Annotated in this window: 14 protein-coding genes; 10 read left to right on the top strand and 4 right to left on the bottom strand. The window is 53.9% G+C overall.

Translation table 11 applies throughout. From position 1 onward, the window contains the following. The first annotated feature begins 138 nt into the window (after nt 1–138). From BG55_RS17965 to BG55_RS17925, 9 genes are all read left to right on the top strand, one after another. The gene (locus tag BG55_RS17965) at nt 139–687 is read left to right on the top strand and encodes a YbhB/YbcL family Raf kinase inhibitor-like protein (RefSeq protein ID WP_034940432.1); all 549 of its coding nucleotides are present in this window, start codon (nt 139–141) and stop codon (nt 685–687) included. 359 nt (nt 688–1,046) lie between these two features. Further along, on the top strand, nt 1,047–1,556 hold the full coding sequence (locus tag BG55_RS17960; protein ID WP_034940428.1) for an SH3 domain-containing protein: 510 nt from the start codon (nt 1,047–1,049) through the stop codon (nt 1,554–1,556). A gap of 86 nt (nt 1,557–1,642) precedes the next feature. Then, entirely contained in the window at nt 1,643–2,866 is a 1,224-nt protein-coding gene (icmH, locus tag BG55_RS17955) for a type IVB secretion system protein IcmH/DotU (RefSeq protein WP_268745070.1), read from the top strand. Next, nucleotides 2,866–4,983 carry a type VI secretion system membrane subunit TssM gene (tssM, locus tag BG55_RS17950; protein ID WP_034940426.1) on the top strand — a complete coding sequence of 706 codons (2,118 nt, stop codon included), beginning with the start codon at nt 2,866–2,868 and terminating at the stop codon, nt 4,981–4,983. Before icmH ends, tssM begins: the two co-directional genes overlap by 1 nt. A 2-nt stretch (nt 4,984–4,985) precedes the next feature. Continuing rightward, nucleotides 4,986–5,684, top strand: coding sequence for a type VI secretion system-associated protein TagF (gene tagF / locus BG55_RS17945; protein ID WP_034940423.1), 699 nt, complete (start codon nt 4,986–4,988; stop codon nt 5,682–5,684). A 39-nt stretch (nt 5,685–5,723) separates the two neighbouring features. Next, on the top strand, nt 5,724–6,890 hold the full coding sequence (gene tagH / locus BG55_RS17940) for a type VI secretion system-associated FHA domain protein TagH (protein WP_034940420.1): 1,167 nt from the start codon (nt 5,724–5,726) through the stop codon (nt 6,888–6,890). Next, entirely contained in the window at nt 6,887–7,666 is a 780-nt protein-coding gene (locus BG55_RS17935; protein ID WP_034940418.1) for a PP2C family protein-serine/threonine phosphatase, read from the top strand. Before tagH ends, BG55_RS17935 begins: the two co-directional genes overlap by 4 nt. Nucleotides 7,667–7,680: 14 nt before the next feature. Continuing rightward, nucleotides 7,681–8,631 (top strand): hypothetical protein, encoded by a 951-nt coding sequence (locus tag BG55_RS17930; RefSeq protein WP_034940417.1) that lies wholly within the window; start codon nt 7,681–7,683, stop codon nt 8,629–8,631. Between the two features lie 50 nt (nt 8,632–8,681). After that, the gene (locus BG55_RS17925; protein WP_034940413.1) at nt 8,682–10,106 is read left to right on the top strand and encodes a serine/threonine protein kinase; all 1,425 of its coding nucleotides are present in this window, start codon (nt 8,682–8,684) and stop codon (nt 10,104–10,106) included. Between the two features lie 7 nt (nt 10,107–10,113). On the opposite strand, the gene BG55_RS17920 is transcribed toward BG55_RS17925, so the two are convergent. Beyond that, nucleotides 10,114–10,794 (bottom strand): gamma-glutamylcyclotransferase, encoded by a 681-nt coding sequence (locus BG55_RS17920; protein ID WP_034940412.1) that lies wholly within the window; start codon nt 10,792–10,794, stop codon nt 10,114–10,116. Nucleotides 10,795–11,363: 569 nt separating this feature from the next. On the opposite strand from BG55_RS17920, the gene chaA reads away from it, so the two are divergent. Beyond that, a complete protein-coding gene (gene chaA / locus BG55_RS17915; RefSeq protein WP_034940409.1) occupies nt 11,364–12,461 on the top strand; it encodes a sodium-potassium/proton antiporter ChaA in 1,098 nt (365 codons plus the stop codon). 56 nt (nt 12,462–12,517) lie between these two features. On the opposite strand, the gene BG55_RS17910 is transcribed toward chaA, so the two are convergent. From BG55_RS17910 to sirB1, 3 genes are read right to left on the bottom strand one after another with little or no spacing between them, the layout of a single operon-like run. Then, nucleotides 12,518–12,931 (bottom strand): META domain-containing protein, encoded by a 414-nt coding sequence (locus BG55_RS17910; protein WP_034940406.1) that lies wholly within the window; start codon nt 12,929–12,931, stop codon nt 12,518–12,520. A 52-nt stretch (nt 12,932–12,983) separates the two neighbouring features. Then, the gene (gene kdsA / locus BG55_RS17905) at nt 12,984–13,838 is read right to left on the bottom strand and encodes a 3-deoxy-8-phosphooctulonate synthase (RefSeq protein ID WP_034940404.1); all 855 of its coding nucleotides are present in this window, start codon (nt 13,836–13,838) and stop codon (nt 12,984–12,986) included. Nucleotides 13,839–13,853: 15 nt separating this feature from the next. Then, a complete protein-coding gene (sirB1, locus tag BG55_RS17900; protein ID WP_034940401.1) occupies nt 13,854–14,663 on the bottom strand; it encodes an invasion regulator SirB1 in 810 nt (269 codons plus the stop codon). Between the last annotated feature and the right edge of the window lie 50 nt (nt 14,664–14,713).

Genomic DNA, 14,713 nt, shown 5'->3' with positions numbered 1-14,713 from the left:
ATCAGCTTAACACTTTTGTGCGAAGACTGGCACAGGCCTGGGCTTTTTCAGAGCCATGCCGCAAAGATAACCCACTGGTAAATCGCCTGATTATCCGCCAGACTGCCCGCTGCCCCTTTCTGAAAGAGGAATAATCTGATGAAAAAAAACCTGTTGTGCTCTGCACTGCTGTTGAGCGCAGCCAGTGCTTTCGCTGCCCCGGTGTTTACCCTCAGTTCACCTGACTTTAACGACAATGGCATGCTGGCAAAAAAATTTGCTGGCGCAACAAAAGGCAATCCTGCCTGCACGGGACAAAATCTGTCTCCCGCGTTGAGCTGGCAAAATCCGCCAGCCGGAACACAGAGCTTTGCGCTGCTTATTACCGATCCGGTTGGGGCAAAGGGGCTTGGCGTGGATCATCTGGTGGCTTATAACATACCGCCTCAACGTAACCACTTCGCCGCGGGCGAGCTGACTGATGGGAAAGATTATACCGGTGGCAAAAATGCGTCCGGTACGGGCCGCTATCACGGTCCCTGTCCTCCGGCTGGCAGCGGTCTGCATCATTACAACTTTACGCTTATCGCTACTGACCTGGCAGTGGATACCTTGCAGCCGGGACTGAGTCGTGAGCAGCTACTGGGCCAGTTGAAAGGACATGCGCTGGGTGCCAGCGGTTTGATTGGTCGTTTTGGTAATGACTGACAGGCTGCTTCGGATGCATCAGTCCGGTGTTGTGAGATCACATCACCGGCTGTGCCGACAATCTCCCTCAACCTGATTGATTACCCGGCCACAGCAACAGTCCGATCCCGGAATTTCATCAGAAACTTTAACCATTCACTCTTAATTTAAATGGCCGCAAATTTCTGCCGTACGTTGAGCTGCCATTAACATGTAGGGTGGTATGCCTCAATGGTTCCCATTCCTAAAAGCGTAAGGTAAACTGGCAGGAAATTTATCTTTCTGTAAATCAGCATGTTTTTAATGTGCAGCCGTACTTAGCATCTTCCGTACCGGCTACACGCGTGTGGGGTTTAGCTTATGGAATATAAGGCTCACTGATGGTATTCACCAGGAATAATGTGAAAATTAGCATCGTACTCACCTTGCTGGCCGTCATCACCCTGACGGGCTGTAAAACAGCGCCTCAGATTACTGATGACACGCTTGTTAACACGGTCGTTGATGGCGTGCAACTGACCCACCGCCGTGCCGAAGAGGCACCGCAATCTTTCACACCGATCGATGAAACGTATCGGGCACTGTACAACGCGACGGTGATGAACCGCCCGGACTACGGCGGCAAAATTATTCGCTATCTGGAAAATGGCAAACCCTTCCGCGTGCTGGGTGAGGTGGAAAACCACTGGCTGGCTATTGCGGACGAGGATCAGCAACAGCTTATCGGCTATGTGCCATTTAAAGCTGGAGTGAAAAGCGATCTTTATGACGCTACGCTAAAGAACGATCGTCCGCGTGTGCGTAAAAACAACAAGAAAGTCTGCGTGGATGTTGGCGGTAAAAGCAAAGCCTGCCGCGACAGCGACAACGCAACCTGGATTCTGGAGTAGGCTCACTGTGCCACGGAAGGCCAGGATTCACCGTCTGAACAGACTAAAAGCACCTGCCAGGCAGGTGCCTCACCGCAGAGACAGTCATGTTGATGAGCCAGGAAAACACCGCTGACATTACGGCTGCCGTCAGTCAGGAAAATCTGCTACTGACCGCGGCTTCCCCGTTACTGAATGCCATCGTGCAGATCCGCATGGCGGCTACCCATGACGATCCTGCCACGTTGCGTCAGCAGCTGGTGGATGAGATCCGCCAGTTTGAAATTCACAGTAAGCAGGCGGGTTTACCTTTCGATATGATTATCGGTGCACGTTACTGCCTGTGCAGTACTCTGGATGAGGCCGCAGCGCAAACCCCCTGGGGAAACCGCGGCGTATGGTCAGGCAATGGCCTGCTGTTCACTTTCCACAATGAAAGCTGGGGAGGAGAAAAAGTCTTCCAGCTGCTGTCGCGTATCTCGCAAACCCCGACGCAACATCTCTGGCTGCTGGAGGTTATCCATTACTGCCTGCTGCTGGGTTATGAAGGGCGTTATCGGGCGATGGAACAGGGTCGTGCTCAGCTTGATGCGATGCGCGGTCGACTGGCACAGTTAATCAGCGATACCCGTGCCATTCCGGAAGGCGAGCCAGCCCCGCAGCCGCTGGTTATCGTCAGTCAGGACAAACTGTGGCGTCCCCCCGTCCCGCTCTGGGTTTGCATCACCCTGACCGCCTTTATCGCCAGTCTGATTTACTCCGGACTGAACTGGCGGCTGAGTAGCACCACGGCGCCTTTACTTCGCGCCATCTGGCAAACTCCCCTTCCCAAAACGGAGCCTGGTAAACTCAGCCATTCTTCTCAGACGCTGCTGGATATTCGTCAGAGACTTGACGATTTGATTACCTCGCGTCAGCTGGACGTTACCGATGGCAACAGTGGCAGTAAAATTATTATTGCCGCCGATAAGCTGTTCAACGAATCAGGCACTGACCTGACGCCACATGGCCGGGCAATCATCACCCGCGTATCAGCGGCCATGGACACCATTCAGGGCATGATAATGGTGAGGGTGTTTACTGACGACCGGCCTGTGCACGGTTCGCATTTTTCCTCGAATTATGATTATTCGCTGGCTCAGGCCCGCAGCATCAGCAAACTGATGTTGCAGATACAAAAACCCGGTCACGTCATTCGCAGTGAGGGCCGTGGCGACAGCAACCCGCTGTTACCTAATGACAGTGACGAAAATCGCGCGCAAAACCGTCGGGTGGAAATTATTCTCTTCCCTGCCCCTGATACACCTGACAGTCAGAAGGAGAAATCCTGATGTCGTCAATGTTGACTTCTCTGATTTTCAATCGCCTGCTGTGGAGTTTTCTCGGCATCACCGCGCTGTCTGCTTTAATCTGGATAACCGGTCCACAGATTCCTTTTGGTGACAACCACTGGCTGGAAACCAGCCTCAACAGACAAATTGCCATCGGTCTGTGCTATTTCCTGTGGATTTTATTGCAGTTGATTCCGCAACTTTATCGCGCGTGGTTCAACAGCAAACTGCTGCGCAACTTGCAGGAGCAGAACACAGACCATGCCGAACAGGCGGCAACCGGTGAGCTGCTTAACACCCGCTTCAGTGAAGCGGCTATGTTGTTAAAAAAAATCCAGTTCTCTGCTCATCAGCAAAAAAAAACGTACGGCTGGCTGCAACGTTTTAACGCCCAGTATCTTTACCAGTTGCCCTGGTACATGATCGTCGGCGCGCCGGGCGCAGGTAAGACTACCGCGTTGATTAATTCCGGGCTGGAATTCCCACTCAGTGACAGCCTGGGTAAAACGGCTTTACGCGGCGTGGGTGGCACGCGGCACTGCGACTGGTGGTTTACCCAGCAGGCCGTTTTACTGGATACCGCAGGACGGTATACCTTGCAGGAGAGCCAGCGCGTAAGAGATGCCAGTGAATGGCAGACGTTTATCACCCTGTTGAAACGTTACCGCACCCGGCAACCTGTCAACGGTGTGATTATGACCATCAGCGTGGCAGATCTGCTGAGTGATACGGCAGAAGCCCGTACCCGTCAGGCCAGCGCCCTACGGCAACGCATGGCAGAACTGCATCAACAAACGGGTATTCACTTCCCGGTCTATGTGATGGTAACCAAAACAGACCTGCTGAAAGGGTTCATGAGCTATTATGGCGGGCTGGATAAGACGCAGCGTGATGCCATCTGGGGCTTTACCTTTCCATGGAAAACCGACCAGTCAGATGATTCCACTCACCTGGAGATGTTTGACCGCCAGTTCCGTCTGCTCACCCGCCGACTGGAAAACGATCTTGCCCGCAACATGGCAAGGGAAAAAGATCTGCTTCACCGCTCGGACTGCTTTCTTTTTCCACAGGAGTTTGCTTCACTGCGTCCACTGCTGGCGGACTATCTTGACATCGTTTTCGCGGCAGAAAATGGCAGGATGCCCTGGGCACCGCGTGGGTTGTTTTTCACCAGCGGAACGCAGGAAGGTTTGCCCTTTGACCGTATCATGGGGGAACTGACGCGCAAGCTTCAGCTACCTGAGGCATCTGACCACTCCATTGCCAACTGGGACAGCGTCAATCGCAACGCGCCTATTCCGGCCAGTAAAGGCCAGAGCTATTTTATTCGCTCTCTGCTCAGCGATCTGGTCTTCAGAGAAAGCAACCTCGCCGGTAGCGATCGCCTTTGGGAACGTCGCAACCATCAGTTACACCGGGCCGGGTATGCTTTTTTGCTGCTGGCACTGAGCATGACAACATTTTTATGGGCCACCAGTTATGCCAACAACCAGCGCTATCTGCATCAGGTAGCAGCACGTCTGGCTCCCATCCAGCAACAGGCCACTCGATTACAGGCCAGCAATCGCGGAGAGATTCTGGATCTGCTACCTTTCTTAAACAGTCTGGTGGCACTGCCGCAAAGTCAGCATTTTTCACTCACTTCCCCGCCCCTGAGTATGCGGGGAGGGTTGTATCGGGGTGTACAGGTAAGTAACGCCAGCTGGGGATTGTATCAGAACGCGCTGAAAAGCCTGCTGTTGCCCCGTGTCGCTCAGGCAATCACCCTAATCCTGCGCAATGATAAAGGGGATGACAGTGAGTTCAGCCGAAATGCTCTGCGGGCTTATCAAATGTTGTATCAGCCGCGCAGCTATGACGGGGAATTTTTGCGGGGCTGGGTGATGCAGAATCTGCAACGCACACTGCCAGGCAGCGTCACGACCCGGCAGCTTCAGCAGCTGGACTGGCACCTCAGTCAATTACTTGACCGGCAGATCCAGACCTCGCCTTATGCCCGGGACAACGTGCTGATGCGCAAAATGGTGAATAATCTGGATAATGCTGTGCCACAACCGCTGGACACGCCTGCCCCGGTTCCGGCCGCATCTGACGATTACCCGTCCGGAGAGGAATAACCATGGCAGCAAAAAAACCGTTGGGATGGTACGGCAAACTACCCGGCGCAGGCGACTTTTTACAGCGTCATTTGCCTGAAACCATCGTTGCTAACTGGACTAACTGGTTTCAACAGGGGCTGTCACACTGGCACCAGCACAGCAATGGCGTCAGCGCAGAGTTCTGCCGTGCTCCGGTGTGGAATTTTGCCCTGCCTGCCACCCTGGGCTCACAGCAGGTTCAAATCGGCTGTCTGGTCCCCTCCCGCGATCGCGTGGGGCGGGCATGGCCCTTACTGGCCCTTCAGACCGTGCCACTTACCCACTGGCATCCGGCCCAACTTAGCGTATGTGGTGACTGGTTCCGGCAGTTAGGAACCACCCTCCACCAGGCCGTTACGGTTCCTTTTGCTGTTGTTCAGCTTGAAGCCTTGCTGAATGACCTGCCGCCGCTGTCACCACCCGACACCGGCCGTTCGGCTATCATGGATGTTCTGGGCTATCAGGATATGCCTTGTACCCTTGCCTGGCGGGAAGTCGCCATGCATTTTGATCCAATGCGGTATACCAGTTACTGGTGGACCAACCAGAGCGATGGCTATCCGCTTGCCAGTCACAAACATAGCGGTAACCTTACTGCTCAGCTGTTTTCACAATTATTCAATCCGGCCGCTGTGGCACAGCCGGGCCGACATGGACTCTATCCCCCCATGTTTGAATAGAGTTTTTTTGCCTTCTGGCCCTGGCCTCAGGAAAAACGCATGCGATTTACCATTGTTGAAAGCAACACCGCTACACCCGTCACCAGCTGTGAATTTCTGCCGCCCGGCGGAACCATCGGGCGCAGCATTGATAACGATCTGGTGCTGCCGGATGAAGATCGCGCCATTTCACGTTTACAGGCGGTGGTGCATGTGGCCGCCAATGGTGACTGTCGTCTGACCACTCACGGCAGCGTTACCGCCGTGGTGCATAATCACCAACCGCTGGCGCGTGGCGCTCAGGTTCTGCTGCAACATGCCGACGTATTGGGAATTGGTCATTATCAGATTAAAGTCAGTGACCCGGCGCGCCAGGAAGGACAGGCTTCCGGGGAGATGGATCCGCTGACGTTTTTTGAAAATTATGACCCCGCAACGCCAGACCCGCTGGGCATTTTGCACCAGCAGGAGCCTGTACTGGTGCCGGGCGCGGCGCTGCACAGTTCAGAACCGCTCTCAGCCAGAAATGCCCGCCAGACGGGTGCCCGGCTGGGTATCGACCCGGTTAATCACGCGGCGAGCGCCCCGGAACGGCCAGCCAGTTCAGGAAATGAACAACGCCTTCTGGCCGCGCTGATGGAAGGGATGGGGCTGGATTATCATGCCGAAAAACCGCAACTCACTGAAGAACAGATGTACACCACTGGCCGGATGCTGAGCCTGTTTTCCCAGGGAACCGTCGCCCTGCTCTCTTCGCGTTCAATCCTTAAACGTGGCGTTAAGGCTGAGATGACCATGATCCTTAACGAGGCTAATAATCCCTTTAAGATTCTGCCTTCCGGTAAAACGGTACTGATGCAGATTTATCAGAGTGAGATGCCTGGTTTTATGCCGCCAGAGCAGGCGGTTCGCGATGCTCTGGTGGATTTACAGGCGCATCAGTTGGGCATGATTGCCGGGATCCGCGCCATCATTGCAGCCATGTTGCAGTCGTTTAATCCCCAGCGCCTGGATGACAATGCCCGCCGCGATGGCAATCTGCCGCGTATTGCTCCGGGCATGGTTAAAAAAGCCGCACTCTGGGACTATTTTCTGCGCCATTATCAAAACATGTCAGGTGAAATCGAAGACGACTTTCACACTCTTTTTGGTAACGCGTTTTTGCAAGCCTACGATATGGAAGTCAATCAGTACAAAGACTCTCAGATACGACCGGAAGAAGAATGAACATTAATTATGCTGCAACGTCACAACAGGGCGTGCGCGAAAGTAATCAGGACGAAACAGGCGCAGTCGTTGGCGAGCACTGCGCCTGTTTTCTGGTCTGTGACGGCGTGGCTGGCACCGCAGGCGGGCAGATTGCCGCTCGCATCGCCAGAGACGTTTTACTCTCTCAACTGGCAAACGACGCATCAATCGATTCCGCTGATACAGCGCGTTGGCTGGAAAACGTTGATCGGGCAATAAGGCAGGCACAACGCCAGATGCTCAATTTCAGTCAGATGAGCACCACGCTGGCCGCCCTGTTCATCGATCGCGATGCACAACAGTGCTGGTGGGCACATGCAGGCGACAGCCGAATTTATCATTTCCGCCGGGGCTTTATTGATGCTGTTACCCGCGATCACAGCCTGGCTCAGCAGCTGAAAGATGCGGGTGTTGATAATACCGGCATAAACAGTAATTTACTTTATAATGCGCTCGGTGCGGATGGCCCGCTGTCAGCCACCTGTAGCGACGTGATGCCGCTGGAAGATGGCGATGCGTTTCTGGTTTGTACCGATGGCTTCTGGTCCAGCCTTGCCCCACAGGAAATGGAGCAGGCGTTGCGCATGGTCAACTCTCCGGATGAGTGGCTGGCGCTGATGCATACCGCAATCAACCGTAGTGAAAAAAAAGAAGACAACTTAAGCGCGGTGGCAGTCTGGATTGGCTCGCCTCAGGAAACCACGCTTTTACAGCAGATGTCAGATTCTGCCCGCTTTCTGCCGACGCGGAAATAACACCAAGGAACACTATGAAATTTTGGTTGCCTGTCACTGCCGTACTGTTGATAGCGACTGCCGCACAAGCGGAGGATTATCGCGTGGTTTACTCCCCCAGCCTGGCGCTGGAGGTCTTTATTGATAACGTTCAGAGTAATACTCCTCGCGACTGGTGCCAGGAAGATATTCATTTACGCATTGTTTCGGGCAAAAGTAAGGAATCCAGCGTGCTGAACAGTTTTCTGCCGCGCGTGGGTACGTTACTGCAAAATCAGTGCGGTAAGCTCGAAGAATTGCCCTGGCAGATGACCAGTGATAACGGTTCTGTGCTTGCCACCGGCACGGCGGCTAAAGAGCAAAACTGGCGCCCCATAGTGATTGCCGATGCCACAGAGGCGGCGACCAACAGCAATGCCGAACCTCTTGATTTGTCGCAGCCTGCTAACACCATTCCGTTACCTCGCTTCGCTCTGCCCGGCGGCTGCCATTTTCGTACCTGGTGGGGAGAGACCCAACATGCGCTGTTTATCCCCGATGACAAAAACCTCTCCTGTCCTTCCGGAGGCTGGCTGGAAGGACAAAGCGTGCTGACGCTCTCCGACAGCGGCAACAATCAGCCGGTGGCGGTGCAGTTCTATCAGGGATTCCCCTTGCGCCATGTCCATCCTGCCAGCGGAGAGCTGAACATTGTCTCGGCCAATAATCAGCGTCTGGTGGTCAGCAAAAAGTCGGCACCGGACAGCTGGTTATTACTGATGTTCGATCCGTCGCTGCATGTCTGGTCATTTGAGGGATCGTTACTGGTGAAAATGAACAAGGCACAGGCGGCCGATTCTGCCTTACTGAAAGAGCGGATCGCATCGTTACGTCAGAGCTGGGCGACCGTAATCGGAAATCAAATCAAAATTAATGTGCTGTTGGTTGATGAACTGCATGCCGATCTGGCCGATCCGGCTATTGGTGCCTGGCGCACCGTTAACTAATCCGGTAATCACCGGGTAATCCAGGATTCAGCTCTTAGAGAGTGTTAATTATGTCGGCAAACGATAAAACAAAAGATGTCGCCAACGCCCTTCCGGCAGGCCACCGCTTTAATGAATTTGAGATAAAAGAAGTGATTGGCGGGGGCGGCTTTGGCATTGTTTATCGCGCCTGGGACCACCTTCTCGAACGTCACATCGCCATCAAAGAATATCTGCCTGTCTCGCTGGCAACGCGCGATGAGCATCTGAATATTGTCCTGCGCGGAGAACGCTACCAGCGACTGTTTAATGCCGGACTGCACAGCTTTATTCAGGAAGCGCGACTGCTGGCGCGTTTTAATCATCCCGGCCTGCTGCATGTGCTGCGTTTCTGGGAAGAGAACGGCACCGCCTACATGGGAACCCTCTATTACAGCGGTATCACTCTGAAAGAGTGGCAACAGAGCAAAGCAGACATGCTGAACGATGCCTGGATCCGCCAGCTGCTGCCGCCGCTGTTCGGGGCAATCGATACCATTCACCAGGCAGGTTATCTGCACCGTGATATCTCGCTCGACAATATCCAGATCCAGGACAATCACCTGCCGGTGCTGCTTGATTTTGGCTCTGCGCGCCGAGAAATAGGCAACCTGTCCGATGAAACTGAGATCATGCTCAAACCGGGCTATGCTCCCATTGAGCAGTACAGTGAAGAGAGTGACGCCGACCAGGGACCGTGGACGGACATCTATGCGCTTGGCGCGGTACTCCACACGCTGGTGACCGGTTCCCCACCGCCTGTCAGCGTGGTGCGCTGCATTGAAGATCACTATAAGCCGCTGACCGCCTTGCGGCCCCCAGGCTATTCATTACCGCTGCTGAACGCCATTGACTGTTCACTGGCGATGAAACCTCAGGACCGTCCACAGTCAATCGATGAACTGGCGGCGCTGATCGAGCTGCCGGTCAGCACCGTTGAGGAACTGGTCGCCGCCGTTACCGTCATCAGGGAAAGTCGTGCAATACCTGACCCGGAGAGCGTGCCGGAACCGGTAGTGATAGCGGTCAATGCTGCGGCGGGCGCGGCGGAACCCGTGGCGATAAAGGCAGGGCGCAGGATCTCAACACCGCTGGCGATACTGTCTGGCGCTGTGCTGGTGGCATTAGTGGCACTGGTGGTGGTGCTGAATTATGATGACACCGCAACCACCACTGCGACGACAGACACTTCTCAGCCACTGACGCCCTCTTCCGGGACAAACCCATCCGCATCCACCGCTACGGCACCAATGGCTAAAGTCTATCTGAAACTGAGTAACACCGATCGGCTGATGCTGGATGATAAACCTGTCGACGTGAAGCCAGATACCAGCGGATATGCCTCACTGAATCTCCCCGCCGGGCGCTATAAAATTTCGGTGCAGAATGGCACGACGTTGCGTAATCAGCAGCTGGAGATCAACCACGTTGGAACCTGGTTGATCGATCCGCACTAAGCAGTGCTCAACCCGCAATGCTCTGATTGTCACACTGCTGTAGCGCCCGGACGCGCTCAACAAGATCGGTCAGGCAGTCATCGTACAGGCCGCGTTTTTGCAGTTCCTGCTCCAGCGAAAAGAGGTACTGCGCGTTGGTCCCCAGTGGCCCGCTGGCCTGAGCAATCAGCGGCGCAATGGTCTGAGGGCAGGAGTCGGTTTCATAGAGCGCGTGGCGCGGGTCCATAATGAAGGCGATGGCGGTAACACGACGCCCGTCGGCCAGAGCCAGCTCACACCAGCTGGGAAGATAGCACCCGGTAAGCATCTCACGCTTCCACAGCAGTTCCAGCTCTTCCTGCAAATGTGCTTCAGGCAGTCTGAACGCCAGGCCGGTGGTGCAGCCTCCTTCTTTCAGCGCCAGCATTCTGCCCGGTTGCGTTGCGCTACCTCTGCCGGAAGTGAGCCGCAGGCAAAAAGCCCGGTGCCATCCCTCCAGGGTTCCTTCGGCCACATCGTCAGATTCAAAAACCGGGTTCCACATCAGTGAGCCGTAACCGAATATCCATACCGGGCTGCGGTCAGGTCGACAGGCCAGCGTGGCGGCCAGGGAAGCCGCTCGCTGCTCACAGGTCCATAACAGGGATTCCTCAACAGCACCAAACGCGGTGCTGCAATCAGCTTTTTTCAGGAAATCTCTGGTTAACATAAAACCTCCTCTGCCACTGCACGCTTCCTGCCACAACCTGCCCGATAGTCCCTGGATCGTGATGATTAAGAAACTTATTTTTCCTGTCAGACGATAAGTCATTTCTGGCCGGGCAATCAAGTTTGAAGCACGTCACAAAAGAAAAAAATCTCTTATATGTTGATTATCGGCACCGGGGCATGAAACTTAACGGGGGGAGAAAAAAACATCGCCGCCATCGTCATCGCGCTTTTGTGCTGCTGAACAACCTGTGGCGGCAAAATGCATATTTTTACCCAACCTGTTGCCGGATATATGCTTTAATTTATCTGATATGCATAGAAAATAACTATAATTTATTTTTATAAATCATAACAATAAATGTAAATATTGGTTTTAAAGACCAGAAAAAATAAAAACCTCACCCCGAGGTAAATAAACGTAAAACATCCGGTTGTCTGATTAATCAGTTATTACACTACAGCCGCCTGTAATCGTGCCTGTTTGTACCGCTTTAACCCTCTCTGCTGGCTGAACCCTTTACAGGCGGCATCAGGCGGCAACCGAACGAAGTAAGGAGGAATTTATCCGTGACTGCACAAGAGAGTATTAAAACCCGCCATAAAGAGACGTCGCTGCTGCTGCCGATTGCCGCACTGATCATTTTAGGTTTCTGGGGACACAGCCCGTCCATGCCGGTGATCGTCACCATCAATCTGCTGGCGCTGGTAGCTATCCTCAGCAGCGCGTTCAGTGTGGTGCGTCATGCCGACGTGCTGGCACATCGTCTCGGTGAACCCTATGGCTCACTTATCCTCAGCTTATCGGTGGTGATCCTGGAGGTCAGCCTGATTTCGGCACTGATGGCCACCGGTGACGCGGCCCCGGCGCTGATGCGCGATACGCTCTATTCCATCGTGATGATAGTAACCTGTGGTCTGGTGGGATTTGCCCTGTTGCTGGGTGGCCGTAAATTCGCCACGCAGTTTGTCAATCTCGCGGGCGTAAAACAGTACCTTATTGCACTGTTTCCACTGGGTATTCTGGTACTGGTGTTTCCGAATGCGCTGCCAGGCGGCAATTTTACCGTCACTCAGGCGTTACTCATTTCCGCCATTTCTGCCGCAATGTATGGCGTATTTCTGCTGATCCAGACCAGAACACACCAGAGCCTGTTTGTCTATGAGCATGAAGATGAGGGGGACGATGGTGATCCGCATCACGGCAAGCCCTCTGCGCATTCCAGCCTCTGGCACAGTCTGTGGCTGGTGGTGCATCTGATCGCGGTAATTGCGGTAACAAAAACCGACGCCACCCCACTGGAAGCGCTGCTTGACCGACTGAATGCGCCGGAGGGATTTGTCGGTTTCCTGGTGGCGCTACTGATTCTTTCGCCTGAGGGGCTTGGCGCGATTAAAGCCGTGCTGGCTAATCAGGTACAGCGCGCCATGAATCTGTTTTTTGGCTCAGTGCTTGCCACCATCTCACTGACGGTACCGGCGGTAACGCTGATCGCCACCCTCACCGGACAACAGTTAATTTTTGGACTGGAACCACCCCATATGGTGCTGATGCTTGCCGCCCTGCTGCTGTGCCAGGTTTCTTTTTCTACCGGCCGCACCAACGTTCTTAACGGCGCGGCGCATCTGGCGCTGTTTGCCGGCTATCTGATCACCATCATGCTGTAGTCAAAAAAAACCCGCTGACTTTATTGCAGCGGGTTATTGATACCGTTACGCCAGACTTAATTCTCGCTGACATACACCAGGGTGTGGCCTGAACCCTGCAACGTCAGGGTCTGCTGGTTGAGCTGCAATCTGGCCCCCTCAGTCAGCATTTTGCTGATGGTGGCTTCCCACTGATTCAGCACGGTATCGCTACACATCATCCTCGTCGAGGCCAGTTGTGCCACGGTGAGCACACCGTGCTCCAGCTTACCCTGACCAAAGAAACGATTACACATTACGCCGCTGATGTGCATATCCTGCGCAAAACTGATGCCCGGTTTCATCCCCGCAGGGGGTGTCACTGGCTGACCATCAACACGGGTCAGAATAAAATTATGACCGCTCAGGGAGGAATGCGCTGTTTTATCCGGCCCGGCACCACAACCTGACAGCAGCAGGGTTGCCACCAGCAGGGCAATTTTTATTTTCATGTCGCCTCCTTGTAAAAAAAAGGCTGGCATCACGGGCCAGCCTTAAGCGTTATCAGTTACTGGTGTCGAGCTCCGGGAAGTTTTTCACCAGTTCATCAATGGCTTTCATCTGGGCAAGGAAAGGCTCAAGTTTATCCAGCGGCAACGCTGACGGGCCGTCACACATGGCGTGGGCCGGGTCCGGATGCGCTTCGATAAACAGACCGGCCAGACCAACGGCCATACCGGCACGGGCCAGTTCAGTCACTTGGGCACGGCGGCCACCGGACGCAGCGCCAAAGGGATCGCGACACTGCAAGGCATGCGTCACGTCAAAAATGACCGGACTGCCGTTGGAAACCTGCTTCATCACATTAAAGCCAAGCATATCAACGACCAGGTTGTCGTAACCAAAGTTAGCGCCACGATCGCAGAGGATCACTTTGTCATTGCCACCTTCAGCAAATTTATCAACGATGTTACCCATCTGACCGGGGCTGACAAACTGCGGTTTTTTTACATTGATCACCGCGCCGGTTTTCGCCATCGCATCAACCAAATCGGTTTGTCGGGCCAGAAACGCCGGTAGCTGAATAACATCCACCACCTCAGAAACGGGCTGCGCCTGGCTGGCCTCATGCACATCGGTGATCACTTTCACGCCGAAGGTTTGCTTCAGCTCCTGAAAAATTTTCATTCCTTCTTCCAGGCCTGGACCGCGATAAGAATGAATCGAGGAGCGATTAGCCTTATCAAATGAGGCCTTAAACACGTAAGGAATGCCGAGTTTGCCGGTAACGGTGACATAGTGTTCACAGATACGCATCGCCAAATCGCGTGATTCCAGCACGTTCATCCCACCGAACAGCACGAACGGCAGATCGTTTGCCACTCTGATCTCACCAATGTTTACCACTTTTTGTTTCATGTCATCGCCTTATATTCAGTGCAGCGTAATCAGCTTTTGTTCAATAGAATGGATCTGGATTTTAATCATTTCACTGATTGGATCTTCCGGGCAGTGCTCAACGAAATAGGTCAAATCGCTGAGCGCCACATGCTCACAATCGAGCTGGGCAAAAATCAGCCCACGGTCACGAATTTCATAGGGATCTTCCGGGTCCATGGTGACCAGCAGCTGGCTGACCTGAAGCGCCAGCTCCATCTGATTTTCATCCATCAGCGCCGCTTTCAACGTATCGAGCATTTTGTTCAGGACCTTGCCTGGCGCAGCCTCCTGCAAATCATCCTCATACAGCTCCGCCACCGGACCTATATTGCCTTTCAGCCACACTTCCAGCGTGTGCTCATCCAGCGTGTCGCCGTTGAAAGGATTAATAAGCCACATCTCCTCATCCAACCAGTCGGCACGTAAGATCAGCTGTGTCGGAAAAATAACCGGCATCAGCGGCAGTGAAAGCTGTTCAGCAATGTGCAGGAAAATCACCCCGAGGGAGACGGCAGTACCCTGCCGTGAGTCAAGGACTTTGTCCAGCCAGAGTGTGTCAGAAAGACGGTATACGCCGCTGGCACCGCCAAACCCCCACTTCTTCCAGAACAGCTCAATAAGCTTTTCCAGCTGCAAATCCTGATCCAGCTGCGGCGGGATGACGGCACGGGCTTCAGAGACCAGTGCGGCCAGTTGCCCACTTACTTCTTCAGCAGAAAAATCCGTGCGGATAGCCTGCGTGGCTGCCATCACGGCCTCGCACAGCGATGTCTCTGTGAAATCTGTAGTTATTCTCGACGTCATACATTCCCCAACAATGGCAATTTCGTGATGGCCAGATGAAAATAAAGCGC

The organism is Erwinia mallotivora (genome assembly GCF_000590885.1).
GTDB classification, from domain to species: domain Bacteria; phylum Pseudomonadota; class Gammaproteobacteria; order Enterobacterales; family Enterobacteriaceae; genus Erwinia; species Erwinia mallotivora.
This window is presented reverse-complemented; position numbering and strand designations above follow the sequence as displayed.

Coding starts and splice junctions, on each gene's coding strand:
- BG55_RS17965 (WP_034940432.1), top strand. CDS start 139: ATGAAAAAAAACCTGTTGTGCTCTGCACTGCTGTTGAGCGCAGCCAGT.
- BG55_RS17960 (WP_034940428.1), top strand. CDS start 1,047: ATGGTATTCACCAGGAATAATGTGAAAATTAGCATCGTACTCACCTTG.
- icmH (WP_268745070.1), top strand. CDS start 1,643: ATGTTGATGAGCCAGGAAAACACCGCTGACATTACGGCTGCCGTCAGT.
- tssM (WP_034940426.1), top strand. CDS start 2,866: ATGTCGTCAATGTTGACTTCTCTGATTTTCAATCGCCTGCTGTGGAGT.
- tagF (WP_034940423.1), top strand. CDS start 4,986: ATGGCAGCAAAAAAACCGTTGGGATGGTACGGCAAACTACCCGGCGCA.
- tagH (WP_034940420.1), top strand. CDS start 5,724: ATGCGATTTACCATTGTTGAAAGCAACACCGCTACACCCGTCACCAGC.
- BG55_RS17935 (WP_034940418.1), top strand. CDS start 6,887: ATGAACATTAATTATGCTGCAACGTCACAACAGGGCGTGCGCGAAAGT.
- BG55_RS17930 (WP_034940417.1), top strand. CDS start 7,681: ATGAAATTTTGGTTGCCTGTCACTGCCGTACTGTTGATAGCGACTGCC.
- BG55_RS17925 (WP_034940413.1), top strand. CDS start 8,682: ATGTCGGCAAACGATAAAACAAAAGATGTCGCCAACGCCCTTCCGGCA.
- BG55_RS17920 (WP_034940412.1), bottom strand. CDS start 10,794: ATGTTAACCAGAGATTTCCTGAAAAAAGCTGATTGCAGCACCGCGTTT.
- BG55_RS17910 (WP_034940406.1), bottom strand. CDS start 12,931: ATGAAAATAAAAATTGCCCTGCTGGTGGCAACCCTGCTGCTGTCAGGT.
- kdsA (WP_034940404.1), bottom strand. CDS start 13,838: ATGAAACAAAAAGTGGTAAACATTGGTGAGATCAGAGTGGCAAACGAT.
- sirB1 (WP_034940401.1), bottom strand. CDS start 14,663: ATGACGTCGAGAATAACTACAGATTTCACAGAGACATCGCTGTGCGAG.